General features: G+C 51.0%; 11 protein-coding genes. 3 read left to right on the top strand and 8 right to left on the bottom strand.

Going from position 1 to position 18067, the window contains the following annotated elements; all coding sequences use genetic code 11:
* Positions 1-11: 11 nt before the first annotated feature.
* Entirely contained in the window at positions 12-2684 is a 2673-nt protein-coding gene (locus tag BV405_RS15140; RefSeq protein ID WP_176330180.1) for an EAL domain-containing protein, read from the top strand.
* On the opposite strand, the gene arsJ is transcribed toward BV405_RS15140, so the two are convergent.
* From arsJ to BV405_RS15120, 4 genes are all read right to left on the bottom strand, one after another.
* Positions 2681-4009 carry an organoarsenical effux MFS transporter ArsJ gene (arsJ, locus tag BV405_RS15135; protein WP_086481732.1) on the bottom strand — a complete coding sequence of 443 codons (1329 nt, stop codon included), beginning with the start codon at positions 4007-4009 and terminating at the stop codon, positions 2681-2683. The two genes, BV405_RS15140 and arsJ, sit on opposite strands and share 4 nt — an antisense overlap.
* 5 nt (positions 4010-4014) lie before the next feature.
* A complete protein-coding gene (locus BV405_RS15130; protein ID WP_086481731.1) occupies positions 4015-5022 on the bottom strand; it encodes an ArsJ-associated glyceraldehyde-3-phosphate dehydrogenase in 1008 nt (335 codons plus the stop codon).
* Positions 5023-5092: 70 nt separating this feature from the next.
* On the bottom strand, positions 5093-6139 hold the full coding sequence (gene arsB, locus BV405_RS15125; RefSeq protein ID WP_086481730.1) for an ACR3 family arsenite efflux transporter: 1047 nt from the start codon (positions 6137-6139) through the stop codon (positions 5093-5095).
* A 24-nt stretch (positions 6140-6163) separates the two neighbouring features.
* The gene (locus tag BV405_RS15120) at positions 6164-6511 is read right to left on the bottom strand and encodes a metalloregulator ArsR/SmtB family transcription factor (RefSeq protein WP_140054640.1); all 348 of its coding nucleotides are present in this window, start codon (positions 6509-6511) and stop codon (positions 6164-6166) included.
* Between the two features lie 229 nt (positions 6512-6740).
* Here BV405_RS15120 and BV405_RS15115 point away from each other — a divergent pair, with 229 nt between their 5' ends.
* Positions 6741-7088: an FKBP-type peptidyl-prolyl cis-trans isomerase gene (locus BV405_RS15115; RefSeq protein ID WP_086481729.1), complete on the top strand. Its 348-nt coding sequence runs from the start codon at positions 6741-6743 to the stop codon at positions 7086-7088.
* 108 nt (positions 7089-7196) lie between these two features.
* Here BV405_RS15115 and BV405_RS15110 read toward each other — a convergent pair whose 3' ends face one another.
* The 3 genes from BV405_RS15110 to BV405_RS15100 all read right to left on the bottom strand — a co-directional run bounded on the left by BV405_RS15110 (position 7197) and on the right by BV405_RS15100 (position 16287).
* Positions 7197-10943, bottom strand: coding sequence for a PAS domain-containing protein (locus BV405_RS15110; protein ID WP_086481728.1), 3747 nt, complete (start codon positions 10941-10943; stop codon positions 7197-7199).
* Positions 10944-11045: 102 nt separating this feature from the next.
* Positions 11046-13262, bottom strand: a complete 2217-nt coding sequence (locus tag BV405_RS15105) for a sensor domain-containing protein (protein WP_176330179.1) — start codon at positions 13260-13262, stop codon at positions 11046-11048.
* Positions 13249-16287, bottom strand: coding sequence for a chemotaxis protein CheB (locus tag BV405_RS15100; RefSeq protein ID WP_140054636.1), 3039 nt, complete (start codon positions 16285-16287; stop codon positions 13249-13251). The genes BV405_RS15105 and BV405_RS15100 overlap by 14 nt, the downstream gene beginning before the upstream one ends.
* A gap of 201 nt (positions 16288-16488) precedes the next feature.
* Between BV405_RS15100 and BV405_RS15095 the strand changes: the two genes are divergently transcribed.
* Entirely contained in the window at positions 16489-16902 is a 414-nt protein-coding gene (locus BV405_RS15095; RefSeq protein ID WP_086481725.1) for a response regulator, read from the top strand.
* On the opposite strand, the gene BV405_RS15090 is transcribed toward BV405_RS15095, so the two are convergent.
* A complete protein-coding gene (locus BV405_RS15090) occupies positions 16899-17867 on the bottom strand; it encodes a metallophosphoesterase (protein ID WP_245832350.1) in 969 nt (322 codons plus the stop codon). The genes BV405_RS15095 and BV405_RS15090 overlap by 4 nt on opposite strands.
* Between the last annotated feature and the right edge of the window lie 200 nt (positions 17868-18067).

The following is an 18067-nucleotide window of genomic DNA, read 5'->3' as shown; positions in this document are numbered from 1 at the left end:
GGGCTGACACCTTGAACAACACACTGCAAACCCAGTTGTCGCGTCAGTACTCCCATACCCTGGTATGGATTCTGGTACTGTTCGCCCTCTGTTTTTTCCTGATCGGACTCTCTGTCTGGGGCGCAGCCAAAGCGGTCGATAAGGAAGATATCCATCATACCGAAGCCACCATTATCGAAAGCCTGAGACAGGAAAAGTCCCTGCTGGAAGCACAGCTGCGTGACTATGCAATCTGGGATGAGGCCTATCAGCTTTGGGTTGTAGACGGTTTTGCCAATGACGACTGGATCAGCAGTAACTTCGGACTCAGCCTGTATGAGAATCTGGATATCGCCTGGTCCGCTATCACCGATCAGAACCGCAAACTCCTGCTCAGCAGCTATGAGGGCATTCCCACGCGCATCCCACCGGATATTGAAGCCTTTCAGGAAAAGCTCTACCAACTGGATCAGAACGCCAGCGGCCTCTTTCTGATCAACAATGAACTCTGGTTACTGGGCTCGCATCCGGTTCAGCCGGAGAATGAACATCAGCTTCCCAAGGTCAGTCCCCGTGCCTTTGTCTTCGGCAAGCGTATTGCTAACTCAGTCATTCGAGTTCTTAAGATTCATACCGACACAGCTCAGGCTTTTGCCAGCCCCCAGCCGATCCAGGATATGGCCAGCTTCGCAGTCAGAGATCAACTGGGGCAGACGCTGAGCTATATCAACTGGAATCCAGCCCATCCCGGAACCGCTCTGCTTCATCGCCTGATGCCGGATGTCACAGCATTACTGCTGATTCTGACCCTTGCCACTTATCTGCTGATTCGACGCATTATGCGTCAGGGTCGACATAGCCTGTCAGAGATGCAGGCATTGGCCCGCACCCGACAGGATCTCGGCCAACAACAAATTGCCCTGCAGAAACTGCGTCAGCAATTTCAGGGGCAGCACACTCAGGAAGGCTTCCTGCAGGAACTGATCATGGAAGCCGGTCATCTGACCAGTGCAGATATAACCTCCGTATGGCTGTTAGATGCTTCCGGGGAGCACCTCACCTGCCAGGCCAGCAACGCCTCCATGAAGGGAAGCCAACTGCTGATGAAAGAGATGTCAGCAACCCTGAATCAACTGCAGCAGCGTCCGGTAACTCTGATTGAGATCCCCCATACCCGTCACCTGATTCAGGAAAATCATAGCCAGTCTCTGATCGGCTTCTTCCAGGATCATAAAGTCAGCAGCCTGCTGGTCACCGCTATTTATCTGGGCGGCGAGCTGCGGGGAATCCTGACCTTGGGCAGCCAACATGCCCGTAACTGGAGTGACTCTGATCATTACGCCTGCTCAGCTTTTGCGGGAGTCGTGGCCCAGTTTGGTGAATCTTTCCAGCGTCAGACCATGGAAGAGGATCTTTACCAGCAAACCCATTTTGACGATATCACCGGCTTACCCCGTCTGACCTATATCGAGGATGAATATCCGGATCTGCTCAGCGAGAAGCAGGGATTTCTGGTGGTTCTCAGAATACAGGGGCTGCATATCATTAATGAGCTGCACGGCTTTGACAGCGGTAACGATATCTTCCGTCAGTTCTCTCAATGCCTGATGCAAAAGCTTGAAGCCTGGTCTCCGGAAGGGCTTCTGGTTCGCCTACCTGCTAATAGGCTAGGTCTTTTTATTGAAGGTGAAGAGTCCCGTATTACTGGGTTTCTGGAACAGCTGATCCGTCAACTGGAAAGCAAACACTGGGTCGTTCAGCGGAAAAGTTACACCCTGAAACTACAGATGGGGCTCTCCCGTTATCCGGAAGATGGTCAGGACCCGGAAACCCTGCAGCACCGTGCCAAACTGGCACTGCAGCATGTTCGCTCCACTCCGGGGCTTAGCTACGCAGTCTATTCTCAGGATGTCAGCACAGGCCTTAAAGCCCGCAACGAAGCGATCTCAGATCTGGAACGCGGCATTAAAAATGAGGAGTTTGAGCTCTTCTTCCAGCCGCAATTTAACTGTGACAGGAAGCTGATCTCTGCAGAGGCACTGGTGCGCTGGCGACATCCGGAGCGGGGACTGCTTTCACCGGCTCACTTTATTGAACTGGCGGAAGAGACCGAACTGATTCTGCCACTGGGACGCTGGATTCTGCACCGCGCCTGCCAGCTTTTGCAATGGCACACGATTCGCCTATCGGTGAATATCTCTGTTCTGCAAATGAAACAGAAGGACTTTGTCGAAGAGATCGCAACCCTTCTGCAGCGCTACCAGTTCTCACCGGATCAGCTGACCTTAGAGGTTGTTGAGTCTCTGATGATGGATCAGGAAGTGAAAGGCAAGCTCAGCCAGATTCGGGAGCTGGGGGTCGAGATCTCACTGGATGATTTCGGTACCGGCTATTCATCCCTCAGCTATCTGCAGGATCTGCCGGTGGATGAACTCAAGGTGGATCAGAGCTTTATTCAGGCGCTGGAGCATCACGAAGATGCTCCTTTGGTGCGAACCATCATTGCCATGGCACACACACTGAATATGCGTGTTGTGGTGGAAGGCGTGGAAACCGATGAGCAGTTCAATTTTGTCAGTGAACAAAAAGCAGAGCTGATTCAGGGCTACCTGCTAGCCAAACCTGAACCCTGGGATCACTTTGTTGGCCGCCTCAATCTGCCTACCGTTAAACCCAACAGCAAACGCGTACCGACATCAGACTAAACAGTCTGATGTCGTGGCAGCGCTATCGAGATCACCGCCGTCAGCGCCAGCATGGCGGCAGAGATCCAGAGACAAGCCACAAGTCCTGCCGCGCCCTCGCCATAAGCCTGATACAACCAGCCGGACAATACCGTCCCCAGCAAACGCCCCGCAGCATTGGCCATATAATAAAAGCCCACATCCATGGACACACCTTCATCCCGGGCGTAGCTGACAATCAGATAGCTGTGCAGAGATGAGTTAATCGCAAAAACAGCGCCAAACAGCAGCAGCCCTGCGATCAGTACAAAACCTGCAACTGCGCTGTCAGCGGCTGGAAGCATCAGCGCGATACCCGCCGGAATCAGCGCCAGCAAGGCCACCCAGAACAAAGCCGCTTTACCATCCGGCACAGTTCCGGCCTGATCGCCTTCGCTCTTGGCTGACTTATCTCGGCCGGTAATCCGGGGGGCAAAACCCTGTACCATGCCATAAGCGATAATCCAGGCAGCCAGAAAGCCGCCCACCTGCCAGTGATCCCAACCAAATACCGCCGCCAGATATACCGGCAGTGCGATCACAAACCAGACATCCCGCGCGCCGAACAGGAACAGGCGCGCTGCAGACAGCAGGTTTACCGCCCGGCTTTTGGAAAAGATCTCAGAGAACTTGGGCTTGTTTTTCGCTTTGCCCAGATCCTGCTTCAGCAACACCAGACTGGAGAGCCAGACCAGTAACAACATCAGCGCCATCGCCAACACCGCACCCTGAAAACCCAACAGGGTCAGCAGCAGACCACCAAGGAAAAAGCCCATGCCTTTCAGGGCATTTTTCGATCCGGTCAGCGCCGCTACCCAGCCGTAGAGTTTGGCTTCCTCACCCTTTGGCACCAGCAGCTTGATTGAGCTTTTGGCACTCATCTTATTCAGATCTTTGGCGATGCCGGACAACGCCTGTGCCGCCATCACCCAAGGTACAGATATCAAAGACACGGTCAGCCAATCCGCAGGCACCAGTAGCATCGACAGCGCCAGCACCTGCAGGAAGAGGCCGATATTCATAGTGCGGTTCAGGCCAAGTCGTGCCCCCAACCAGCCGCCGATCAAGTTGGTCACTACGCCGAAAAACTCATAAAAGAGGAACAGCATGGCGATATTCAGCGGCGAAAAACCCAGACCATGAAAATGCAGTACCACCAGCATACGTAGGGCGCCATCGGTCAGGGTAAAGGCCCAGTAGTTACCGGTGACGATCAGGTATTGGCGCACACCTTCCGGCAGCGCTCTGAGTTTCTCAATCAGCGAGGCTTTAGTCGTCTGAGGGCGCTTGGGTGATTGCTCGGTCATGGTACTTACTGATCCTGCAGGCCAACAAAACGCGCCAGCTCCGCAGTACGGTTGGCATAACCCCACTCGTTGTCATACCACAGATAGACTTTCACCTGAGTGCCGTTAATCACCATGGTCGACAGCGCATCCACCACGGTAGAACGCGGGTCAGTACGGTAATCGATCGACACCAGCGGACGCTCTTCGTAACCCAGAATACCTTTCAGCTCACCTTCTGCAGCTTCTTTAAACAGGGCGTTCAGCTCTTCCTCTGTGGTTGGGCGGCTGACCTCAAACACACAATCGGTCAGGGAAGCATTCGCCAGGGGCACACGTACCGCATGGCCGTTCAGCTTGCCTTTCAGCTCCGGGAAGATATGGGTGATGGCCGTAGCAGAACCGGTGGTGGTCGGGATCAGACTCATACCGCAGGCGCGGGCGCGACGCAGATCCTTATGGGGCGCATCCAGAATGGTCTGGGTGTTGGTGATATCGTGAATCGTGGTCATGGAGCCATGCACAATGCCCAGCTTCTCATGCAGCACCTTCACCACAGGCGCCAGACAGTTGGTGGTGCAGGAGGCTGCCGTGACAATCGGGTATTGCGCTTTATCGTATTCGTGATGGTTCACACCCATGACGATATTAAGCACACCCTCTTCTTTTACCGGGGCGGTCACCACAACCCGTTTCACGCCCTGATCCAGATAAGCCTTGAGCAGGCTCTGGGTTTTCATCTTGCCGGAAGCTTCAATCACCAGATCACAACCGGACCAGTCGGTATCAGCGATAGCGGTGTTCTGAGTGCAGCGGATGCTTTGGCCATCAATCAGCATCGTATCGCCTTCCGCTGAAGCCTCATGGTGCCAGCGGCCATGGACCGAATCGAAGGTGATCAGATGCGCCAGCGTTGCCGCATCACCCGCCGGATCATTGATCTGCACAAACTCGATCTCCGGCCAGTCAAAAGCCGCACGCAGTGTCAGTCGTCCCATACGGCCAAAGCCGTTAATACCTACTTTGATGGTCATAGTTCTGTCTCGGTATCGTTAACAAGGTGAATCAAAAAACGGTGAATAAGAATTCGTGTATCAATAATCGTCAGGCAAACCAGTGTCGGGTGCGGTTGGCAAACCAGACCAGACTCAGCATCACAGGCACTTCAACCAGAACACCGACCACGGTTGCCAGCGCCGCACCGGAGTGCAGGCCAAACAGGGAGATAGCCACCGCAACCGCCAGCTCAAAGAAATTAGAGGTGCCAATCAGACAGGCCGGAGCCGCAATATCATGTTTCAGTTTCAGCCAGCGGGCGGCCAGATAAGCCAGAGCAAAAATGCCGTAGGTCTGAAGCATCAGGGGAATGGCGATCAGAAGAATCGTTTGTGGCTGTTGCAGAATCGTTTGCGCCTGAAAACCAAACAGCAGTACCACAGTGCCCAGCAGGCCAACAATCGACCAGGGTTTTACTGCCGCCAGAAAAGACTGCACACGGCTGTCTCCGGTATCTGCTGTTTTTGCCGCATTAACAGTATCTGCCTGCTGAAGCATTCGACGGGTTAAAACACCTGCCGCCAGAGGCAGCACCACATAGAGCACCACCGAGAGCAACAAGGTTTCCCACGGTACCTGAATATCACTCACACCCAGTAACAGGGCGGTAATCGGCGCAAAGGCAAACACCATAATGATGTCGTTCAGAGAGACCTGCACCAGCGTATAGTTAGGATCGCCCTTGGTGAGCTGGCTCCAGACAAACACCATGGCGGTACAGGGTGCGACACCCAACAGAATCATACCGGCGATATACTCACTGGCGCTGGCCGGATCAACCCAGTCGACAAACAGCACCTTAAAGAATAACCAGCCGAGCGCCGCCATCGAAAAGGGTTTGATCAGCCAGTTCACCACTAAGGTCAGCAGCAGCCCTTTCGGGCGCTTGCCGACATCTTTAACGGCGGCAAAGTCGATCTGCACCATCATCGGGTAGATCATCACCCAGATCAGTACCGCCACCACCAGATTGACGTGCGCCCACTCAAGGGCCGCCACCGCCGCAAATGCCTGTGGCATCAGGTTACCCAACAGGACGCCGGCAAGAATCGCCAGCCCCACCCAGAGCGATAAATAGCGTTCAAAAAATCCCATCGTCTTTTCCTTGCAGAGTCAAAATCAGCAGCAGCTTTTCAGCCGCTCCGGTCGGTCGCCCATATCAGCCAGCTGTGTCTTAGCCTGCTGCAGATAATCAGCATTGGCAGAGGCGGTTGTGGATAACACAACCCGGCACCATTCGGGCAATTGCGGGCTTAACCGGTAGAAGATCCACTGCCCCTGACGGCGATCTTCCAGCAAGCCGGTTTTACGCAACTGCGCCAAGTGACGGGAGATTTTCGGCTGGCTTTCGTCCAACGCCGCCACCAGCTCGCAGACACACAATTCCTCTTCCTGTGTGATCAGGAGCAATGCCCTCAGTCGGGTTTCATCCGCCAGTTGTTTGAAAAATATCACGGGGTCCAGCATCGGCCTGCCTGTCTGAAAAAAGTAAGTGCTCATCATACCTGAAGAGATATATGAAAAAACATATATATGGTTGAACAGATATTAAATTCCGAACATGACACTTCTATGACATCCTTCTGGTTCACGCTCGCTTGAAAGAAAGGCGGTGAACACCTAATCTGCCCGCCATATCAGTCTGAAATCAGCCATTACGGCGACTAAGTAAAAGAACAGCCAAACAGGAATCACCATGTCCGATCTGAACGAACTCATCATCGAAGACCTGATTGAAGGCACAGGCACCGAAGTTAAAAAGGGCGGCGCTCTAGTCACCGCTCACTACAGAGGCTGGCTGGAAGACGGCACCGAATTTGATAACTCCTACGACAAAGGCCAACCGTTTCAGGTGGTACTGAGCCGTAAAAAAGTGATCGCCGCCTGGGTTGAAGGCTTAAAAGGTATGAAGGTTGGCGGCAAGCGCAAACTGCAGGTGCCTGCCGAGATGGGCTATGGCGAACGCGGCTTTGGCGACAAGATTCCACCGAACAGTAATCTGATCTTTGAGATTGAACTGCTCGAAGCTCTGAACCGGGAATAAGGTTCTGAGAAGTAAGGAGCCGGAGGCCAGTTCCCCTTTAACCAGAAGCAGCGTTAAAACAGACATAGCCCTGAGCCTTAAACCCGCTCAAGGCTATGCACTCCCGGTCTAATGCCGGGACTCTGTCTGCAGGCTTTCCAGAAGATCTGTGATTTTTTGATTATCAAAAGCCACAAAGGCATTCGCCAGTGCTTCTGCTTCTGCGACATATCCCTGTGCCTTCAGGGTTGCAACATACGGCTGCCAATAATCCGTGGGAATAAAACGATGGGCATCGGCCAGCTCCCAGAGTTTTTCACCCCGCTGCTGAAAAAGATCAGGCGCTAAGGTAGCTGCCGTTTTCTCTCCCTGCCACTGTCTGATCGCAGGCTTTAACAACGCCAGATGCTTGTGCAGCAGGGCTTCTGTTTCCTTCAGCGCATCCGTTAGCTCTATGGGATCGGATGCCTCATCCCTCGACAACATCTCGGCATGGAAAGCGGTCTCAGCAAGCTCTGTATCGCCAATGGAGCGGGCTGCTCCTTTGATCTTATGGCTGAAAGCAACAGCCTCACTCTGATAAGGCTGACTGCCATGAAGTTCTGGCAGCTCTTCGTCTTTAGCACTTTGCACAAAAGCCTGTATGCACTGCATCAACAGATCGTAGTCACCTTTCAAACGCCCTTTAAAGTCTTCCGGGTCAATGCACTCCGGCAAACTGAAAGACTCCGCCTCTTTATTGGATGAAGCCGGTTCGCTATCACTCCGGGACATGAGGCTGACAGCATTAAGAGTAGATAAGCGCTCCTGATAGGCCGATAACGCTTCGAACAGATCATCCAGTTTGAAGGGCTTCATCAGATAGGTATCCATACCCGCATCCAGTCCGCGCTGCTGATCTTCTTCCATAACAGATGCGGAAAGGCCAAAGATCAGCGGTTGCCGGATCTGTTTCAGCTGACGAATACGACGAGTCGCTTCCAGTCCGCTCATACCTTCCATGTGGACATCCATTAGCACCAAATCAAAGGCTTCATTTTCCAGCAGGCTAACCGCTTCGGCACCGGAACCGGCAACACGAACCGGAACGCCGGCATAACGCATCAGGCCTTCCACCACCAGATTATTCAGGGGTTGATCATCAACGGTCAGTACCTTAAGACCACTGAGGGAAAGGGTGGTTGTCTTTTCCGACACAGAAGAAACACCCTCACCACTCGCTAGGGTATCCGGTGTATTCAGCTCTGAAATCTGAACCGGCACCTGCAGAACAAACTCCGTACCTTCGCCCTCTTCACTGTTAACCGCTATCGAACCATCCAGAAGCTCCGCTAACTGCTGGCAGATAGTCAGCCCCAGTCCGGTGCCACCAAAACGTCGGGTGGTACTGACATCTGCCTGAGTAAAGGCTTTGAAAATTTCTCCCTGCTGCGCTTGGGAAATACCGATACCGGTATCCTTCACGGCAATTCTGAGCAAAGAGGGAGATGGTGAATTTTCCGCCCCGGAGACAACAGCAACAGAGACATCAATGCGTCCCATCTCAGGGGTAAACTTAACGGCATTGCCCACGATATTGCTGACGATCTGACTGACCCGAAGGGGATCACTGATCAGAAGATCAGGTGTACCAGCAGCGATATGAGTCCTTAATTCAACCTGTTTCTGGCGGGCACTTAAGGCAAAGACTTCAACCGCTTCCTGCAGCAACGTCTGTAAAGAAAAGTCCGTCATCGAGAGCGTCACCCGACCACTCTCAATCCGGCTGAGATCAAGAATATCATTCAGAATTTCCGTCAGATGCTCAGAGGACTGATAGGCCAGCTGACAGTATTCCCGCTGTTGGGGACTGAGCGTCTCATCCTGATTCAACAGCGCCAGCATGCCGACAATACCGTTCATAGGGGTTCGGATCTCATGGCTCATATTGGCAAGAAAATAGGATTTTGCCCGGGTTGCACTCTTGGCCTGATCCAGCGCTTCTGTCAGGTGTTCATTGGCCTCTTCCAGCTCCGCCATCAGTTGCTTGGATTCTGAAATATCCCGGTTACTGCCCACCATACGCAGAGGGTTACCGGCTTCATCACGGACAATAAAGGCATCTGCCTTCACCCAGATAATGCTGTCATCCGGACGAATAATCCGGAACTCACAAATCAGGGAGTCCCCGTTTTCCAGCGCCTCTCCCATAATGCGCTCAACCCCTGGCAGATCTTTCGGATGCACCCGATGCTGCCAATGGGTAAACGGCAGAGCTTCTGCTGAATAGCGGTCGCCGTACAACTCAAACATGCGCTCATCCCAGATCAGCATCTGGGTCACCATGTCGTATTCCCAGATTCCCACCTGACCAGCAAGGGTTGCCAGCTGCAAACGCTCTGTCGCTTTCTGCTTTTCCTGATCACTGATCTGCAGCTCTGCTCTCAGGCGTTCACGCTCCTGCTCCAGACGCTTTTCATAGCTGATGGTGTCTTCGATATCGGTATTGGAACCAAACCATTGCAGCACACTGCCATTGCTGTCTTTCAACGCTCTGGCCCGGGTATCAAACATCCGGTACTGGCCTGCTTTGGAGCGAATACGAAAACGGATAAAAAAGTCTTCACCGGTATTCACCGAATGGGTCCAGCAACGAAACAACTCTTCATGGTCGTCAGGGTGTACGAAATCCACCCACCCCGTGCCGATCAGAAGATCAGGCGTACTGCCGGTATAATCCGCCCAACTCTGACTGATAAAGTCACAGCTACCTTCCGGGGTACAGGTCCAGGTGAGCTGGGGCAACAGGTTAGCAATACCGTGAAGTCGTCCCATCTCTTCTCCACGGGCTTTACGCTCAGACCGGATCAAAGATGCCTTTCGCCACTGTCGCAAAAACAGAAAGAGTATCAGACAGGCCAGAAACAGAATCAGCATTGTCAGAGGTGCAAAACGACTTTGGGCATTCGCCTGATGGAAATATCCCGCCTGAACCTGCCGGATCAGAATCGGCTGATCATCAATCAGAGCGTAACGGGAAGTTAAAGCCTGCAGAGGCAGCTTGTAACTCAGGGTGATGGTTTTATCTTCGGCGACTGAGGCACTTAAGGGCTCTTTTAGAATCAGGTCGCTGACCTGAGGGCTGAAAATATCCCGGATATGATGATGCTCCCCAAGAATAAAGCCCCAATCCAATTCAGGCTGAGGTCCTTTCAGCCAATCACCCTCGCTGTTAATCAGCCAGGTATCGATCAGTTCATCTTTCGCCTGCAGGGACTCAAAGATAGAGCCGGCATTCTGATTCACAATCAGAAAACCACGGGCATTGGTTAACCGAAGGGCTATACGAAAAGTGGGTTTAAACGGACGCTCAACCACATTGTGCTCAACATTAAGGTCAATGGCTGAGATAAAGAATTGCCCGGGAGCTAATGCCAGTGTTTTACGGGTGTAGTCCCGGTGAGCTTTGCTTTGCAGCTGATCCTCAGAAATCCGCAAAACCTGGTCATCTTCACGATCAAAGCGGATGCGCTCTCTGCCCTGCTCATCAATCCAACGCACCTGCATCTGATGGGGATTTGCCATCATCAGCGCCTGCATTCCCATCAGTAAGACCTGATCCGGTGAGGCTCCAGCTCCGGCATCATTCAGCTGGCGGTTCAGAGCTATCAGCTCCTCCATAACCCGACCATACCCCATCGCCAGATGGACGGTATCGCGCTGGAAAATCTCCTGTTCTTCATGGGTAATACGCTGAACCAGAGTCCCTACCCGAATGGAATCCACCCAATAGAGCGTTAAGGCGGCAATAATAAACAGCGGGATAACCAGAAACTCAATTCTGAGCCATCGTGTCCAGTTCTGCCTGGCCTGATCTGATTCCACACCCTCGTTCACAACAGCTCTCCTGCGATTTCCGGCCTGTTTTTAATGATAAAAAAGGGAAGCTGAACACTTCCCTTTAACACCTCAAAAACCAGTTAGATATTGAATAAAAGGTCATACATCCGAGATGTTCAGATGCAGCATCTTAGCGGCTTCGGTAGTCGATACCGCAGGTGAGTAATAGAAGCCCTGTCCCACCCGACAGCCTTTAGCTACCAGATAGTTTAGTTGCTCTTCGGTCTCTATGCCCTCGCAGATAATCTCCAGATCCAGCTGTTGAATCAGGCCGATCATGCCATCCAGAAGATTGGTGTTGTGACGGTCACCAATATCCATCACAAAGCTGCGGTCGATCTTGATCTTCTTAAAGCGGATCTGCTTAAGACTGTAGATAGAGGAGAAACCCGTGCCGAAGTCATCCAGCACAAATTCAAAGCCGATCTCCTGTAACTGCTCAATGTGATCAAGAATCGCCGGATCACCCTCAAACAGAGTCGTTTCAGTGATCTCAATCTCAATCAGCTTGGCAGCATCCGGGTGAGTCTCCGACATAAAGATCAGATGCTCTATCACCCGTGGAGAGGCTAACTGGGTCGCCGACAGGTTCAGTGCAACCGGTAAGCGGAAGTCATGGCGAATCAGGATATCCACAGTGCGGAAAACATGGCGGATCATGCTCAGCGCCAGCTTGGTCATCAGGTTTTTATCTTTTTCCATCTCAGGTAAAAAGCCGCCGGGCGCAATCACCTTGCCACCGGGCGTCAGCCAGCGACAAAGGGATTCAAAACCAACAATCTCTTTACCAATCAGACTGAACTGAGGCTGAAAATAGGGGATAAACTCATCCCGGATAAAACCTGTGTTGATCTGATTGATAAACTCTTCCTGAGCAAACTCCTGATCAAACACATTCTTATCGAAAAACTGATAACAATTACGACCGTTCTTTTTGGCCTGGTACATCGCTGCATCCGCAGCCTGAATAAGCCCATCAATACTCAGCGCATCATTAGGGTAACGGGCAACACCGAGACTGGCACTGCTGTCGTGCAGCGTGTCGAAAATACGGTAAGGCTCACCGAGATGTCGCAGCAACTTGTTGAGGATGCTCTCCAGCATCGCCTCGGTCAGCTCGCCTTCAAGCAGCACCACGAATTCGTCGCCGCCAAGACGAGCCAGAATATCATCGGACTTCATAATATGACGCAAACGACCGGACAGAACCCGCAGCATCTCGTCACCATAGCTATGCCCATGGGTATCGTTCAGCTGTTTGAACCTGTCCATATCGATATAGATCAGGGTCAGGGTATAGCCATTGCGTTCGGCTTCAGCAAACAGCTGCTCCATGGTGCTGTTGAAACCATTGCGGTTCATCAGGCCGGTCAGGGGATCTGTTTCTGAAGCGTCTTTCAGATCCATCTCATGGCGAACACGACTTTCGATGTTTTCAAAGATTCCGATATAACCATCAGGGCGACTGGATTCATCATTCAGAAAGAGGGCAACAGCACGCAGATCCTGAGGATAGGAATGGCCGGACTTGGCTTTGTTATAGATCACCCCTTCCCAGATGCCCGTGTCGTAAAGGGTTTCATAGAATTCTTTATAAAACCCTTCATCGTGACTGCCGGAGGTCAGCATCGTCGGTGACTGGCCTAAAGCTTCATCTTCTGTATAACCCGTGATCTCGCAGAAACGATTATTTACCGCAATAAACCTGCGCTCTGCATCAAGAATAAACATCGCTTCCCGGGCATAGGTGAAGGCGTTGCGATACCAAAGCTCCCACTGGCGAATCGATTCATCCATCGCCTCACTGGCGACATGCATGGAAAGGATAAACAGCGTTTCCCCTTTCATGCGGATACGCTGCTTATTAACCTCAAAGGCAATCACGCCATTGATAGTGGACAGCTCCTGAATGACGGTATGAGTGCTGCTGCCGGAAACCCAGTTCAGAAACTCAGCAACATTTTTTACCAGAAAGGTGAGCAGGTAACGGCGAACAGGCGAGTTGGGTTTATCCAGCCCCAGAAGCTCCATGGCAATATGGTTGCCATAAATAATGTTGAGCTTGGTGTTACAGACGATAATGGGCTCCGGAGCATTCTCCAGAAACTCATAAAGTTCTGAAGACGTTTCCGGTGCATGGACTTCCTTCACAGCAGAAACACCACCATCATCGATCAGCCCTTCCAACTGATCGATCATCGCTAAAAGCTCATGCCGCTCTTCATACTGATAAGCCACCTTATCAGTGACATAAGACTTAAAACGGGCTAACTGAGTCAGCCAGTAGTGCGTGTCTTTAAAATTAAAGTCTGTCATTCCCTTGTTCATTCCACGCAAATAAGCTGCCGAACACCTTACTGATCGAGCCTTCAGACTCGTTTACCTCAAAGGGGACTTCATTGGTAATGAGGGTAATATAATCACCGCTTACTGAATGTTTAAAACGATATTGGAAAGGTGGCAGCTTGGTATTCAGCGAATCCGTCAGATTGATATAACGAGCCTCAAAATCCGCCCTGTCATCCGGATGAACCAATGCCATAACCTCATCCCGATTCAGTTTTACAATATCTTCCAGACTGTAACCCAGTACTTCACTGAACACAGGGTTGATAAAACTGAAGGAGAAATCCTCAACAGAAAAAATATAGTTGCCGCTGATTTCGTTATTCAGCAGGTAATTCACCTTCTCTTTGTAAACAGTTTTCTCTTTTTGCAGGGCGATACGCTCAGAAATATTGGTGATGGTGCCCATCACTTTTTCCGGCTGTTTCAGGTCGTTATAAGAAACCACGGATTCCATCGACACCATGATCACCCGTTTATTACGGTCCAGTGCCTTAAAGACAAATGGCTGCTTGGCTGTATTGTTCAGCAAGTCCGCCAGATGTTTCTCAAGACGGGTACGATCATCCGGATGAGCAATGCCGATAAAGGCCTCATAAGATGGAGTAAAATGCTCTTCATCCAAACCAAAAATATCGTAGCAACCCGGGCTCCACGAGACGGACTTATTATTCAGGCTCCATAACCAGGAACCCATCCCCCCCATACGCTCGGCATCTTTCAGCAAACGATTGGTATGCTCAAGCTCACCCTTCAGCTTAATCAACTCATAACGCTGGGTTTCTTTATCCTCGTAGGCCATACGCAGTTCCGCATAAGCGGTCTGCAGCTCTTCATTGGTAGACTGAAGTTCTTCGTTAGTGGTCTCAAGCTCTTCGTTTGAGCTTTGTAGCTCTTCGTTGGAGCTTTGCAGCTCCTCATTCATCGCCTGCATCTCCTCATTCGAGGTTTCCAGCTCTTCGATCACCGCCTGCAGCTGCTCTTTGGTTTTCTTCAGCTGCAGCTCCTGCTCGTACATGATGCGGTCAGTCTGATCACCACGATCCACTTTCAGAGCAGGCATATCTGCCGGATCTTCAACCTGAGTAAAGATCATAAACAGGCGGCCATAGCCCTGAATGTTGGACAGATCCGTAACAATCAGGCGGCACATACGGCTCTGATTATTCAGGACAACCGTCTGGAAAGAGGTTCGCACCATCTCTTCGCCTTCATCTATCTGATGCAGGGCGGTTCTCAGATCAATAATAAAGGCCTGATGCAGGTTCTTATAAATACTGTTGCTCGGGATACCTTCTGAACGCACCAGTAACGGGTTATTACCCTTGGTAAAGATCAGATCATAGTTCTCGTTAATCAGCACCACGTTCTGAAGGAAGGATTTCTGCATCTGCTGGTAGATCAGCCCTTCAAGGCGATCAGCGTGAGATTCCTTGCGCTTTGGACGATCCGGATCTTCAATAACAATCGGCACTTTCTCGGAACGATCCGGCATCTTACGCTTCGGCGCGATTTTACGGCCAAGGAATACCGACTGATACACTTTGGCGGAACGGGACAGCGGGCGGAAATACTCCTGGAATACACCGGTCGATTCCGACTGACCAAGGAAAAGCACACCTTTGCTGTTCAGACTGTAATGAAAAATCGGGAAGATCTGACGCTGCAGCTCCAGCGTGAAATAGATCATCAGATTCCGGCAGGAAACAAAGTCCAGCTTCAGGAATGGTGGATCATTAGTGACATCATGCACCGAGAAAATCACCATGGATTTGATCGCTTTGATCACCTCAAACTGGTCATCATTGGCGGTAAAGAAGCGAGTCATATACTCCCGGGGCAAGTGCTGTAATGAACCCGGAAGATAGCGCCCCATACGGGCGATAGACAGCGCCTTCTTATCAATGTCCGTAGCAAAAATCTGGATCTTATACTCATGCAAGTTTTCACCCAGAATATCTGCCAGCAACATCGCAACCGAGTAGGCTTCTTCACCGGTTGAGCAACCAACCACCCAGAGGCGTAGGTGCTTCGACTCACGGTTTTCGATGTAATCTGCCAACTGCTCTTTAACCACTTCATAGGCTTTCGGGTCACGGAAAAAGGAGGTTACCCCGATCAGCATGTCGTTGAACAACATGGCCGCTTCGGTTTCATCACCTTTAAGATACTGCAGATACTCTTCTACCGTCAGAATGCGCAACGCCGTCATACGACGTTCAATGCGTCGCAGAATCGTGGTCTCTTTATAAAGACCGAAATCCACTTTACAGTGTCGTTTCAGGGTGCGGAGTATGGAACGATAAATCTCCGTAGGCACCACAATGCTGGTTTTATCGATCTTGTGACGAGGGAAACTCAGCAGGTTCCGCAGCTCTGTGCCCAAATTCTCCGGATGAACAATAATGTCCACACTGCCGGAATCGATAGCAGAACGGGGCATACCGTCATACTTAGCCGTATTCGGGTCCTGAATCAGAGCAAAGCCGTTTTCCGCCTTAATCGCCCGAATTCCCCGGGTGCCGTCACTACCGGTTCCGGACAAAATCACACCAACCGCCTGGTCACCCTTCACCTGCGCGATAGACTCAAACAACATATCAACAGAAGGACGCGGAAAGTGTCGTTCCTGATCAACATCACTCAGAACAATCTGATCAAACTCATCAACAGTGATGTTCTTATTCGGCGGGCAGATATAAACATAGCCGGGTTGGATGCTTTGTTTATGGGTAGGGGTCAGAATGGGAATGGTCGAATCTTTGGACAGCAGATCAACCATCAGGCTTTTATAAGAAGGTGACAGATGCTGGGCCACCACAAATGCCATATCGATATCGTCTGGCATATTGTTGAAAACCGCCTGCAGCGCTTCAAGGCCACCGGCGCTGGCACCAACACCAACAATGACTAAAGATGACTCTGATTCTCTTTCGGATATAAGAACATCCTGCATATCTTCCGGCTGATCAGTCATGTCGGCTTCTGTATTCACTGCTCACTCCGTGGCAAAAAGGCTGTCACACCAGACCAGCAGCACCCTGCTGGAAAGGTCTGAAATAAAGGTTATCCGTGAAAGACCCTAATTAATCAAATGATATACTGTTTATAACAAGTAATGTTACTCTAACCTGCTAAACGGTCAGATTTCATTCTACCGACTTCAGGAAGAAATTGTTAACCCGGAACCAATGAAATGCCTAATGAGTTAAACAAAACAGATAAAGTCTTATTCGTTGATGATGAATTGTCGGCACTTCAGGGATTAAGTGAAGTTCTGTCCCAACAATTTGATCTGTTTTGTGCCACTAACGGCACCGATGCCCTGAATCTGATCAAAGAACAGGCATTTGACCTTATTCTGCTGGATGTGGAACTGCCGGATATCCCTGGTTTTAAGATCTGTCAGCAGCTGAAAGCCAACCCGGCAACCCGGCATATTCCGGTGATTTTTCTGACCGGGTTTGAAGACCTTGTTTTTGAGGGGCAGGCCTTTGACTCCGGCGCTGCAGACTTTATCTGCAAACCTGTTATACCCGCCCGCGTGATGATGCGAATGCGTTATCACATCGCCCGTAAAAAAGAGCTGGAACAGCTGTTAACCCATTAAATTTCAGTATCGTCTTTCCAGCTGACAAAGTGCTCAGAGCAAAGCACCTGTTCCCCCTGCCAGCGATACGCCACTAAAGGGCCGCCTTTAGCGACAGAATAATCCAGACAGGCGATATTCGGCGCTAACGGAGCAGGTTTCCCCTGCCACCAGTAATGCCCCATAAAACAGGCTGGCAAATCCGGCTGATAGGTTGGCACATCCTTGGGTATAGGCAGCCCGGTTGCGGATTCGATATCAACACCCAGCGGCAAGGCAACTTCACCCAAATTTTCAGCATCTGACCGCCACCACTGCACCCGGATCGCATGACGCTCATGACCGTCTTTATCGTGAAAGACGATCCCTTCCGGCAAAGAGACTTCTACCCCTTTGAGCAGACGCTCAACTGCAAAAAAGAGGTAACTGCCATCAGTGGAAGACTCCACCAGATGCTCCGGCAGCAAGCGTTGATCGGTTAACAGCTTATCCAGCTTGTCGATGCACGCCTGATCCCAACAGGCATGCACCACACGAATACCATCAACCTCCAGCCATAGCGGCAACTGATAAAAGAAGGCTAAAACTTCAGCCTTTAACTCAGGCTCATCGTCAAACTCATTGAGGAAAGCCTGGTGTTGCCGTTGATTGTTAGGCGTATGTTTGCGGAGATAATCTCCGTTATGAAAGGTATGGTAGGCCAGCGCATTAAACTCATGATTGCCCATCACAGCCAACGCAGCACCTGATGCGACCATAGGCATGACAATGCCAAGCACTTTTCTGTGCTGACGCAGGTGCTCTCCCCGATCAATAAAGTCCCCCAGAAAAATAACCTTGCGGGTCGGGTGACAAAAACCAGCACCTGAATCCTGATAACCCAACTTCAATAGCAATTGTTCCAGCGCATCACCATGGCCATGAATATCTCCGATCAGGTCATAGCCGGTTTGCTCGGTTACTAAAATGTGCTTTCTCTCACTCAATGGAAATCCTCCGGCAGGTTCAGATCGAGTCTACGCTCTTGTCGAGAATTTCATATTGTTCAAAGTCTCTATACCAGACAGAAAGGCACAAAAAAGCCCCGGCCTTTTCAGGCCGGGGCAAAGCTCATAAATGCTGAAACCAGCAAATAACAAAAGAGCGCAAAATAAGAGGCTTACAATGAATCTTCGCAGGGAAGATC

Origin of the sequence: Oceanospirillum sanctuarii, assembly GCF_002150805.1 — a bacterium.
GTDB lineage: Bacteria > Pseudomonadota > Gammaproteobacteria > Pseudomonadales > Halomonadaceae > Oceanospirillum > Oceanospirillum sanctuarii.
The sequence above is the reverse complement of the archived record's forward strand: the minus strand, read 5'-3'. Positions and strand labels throughout refer to the sequence as shown.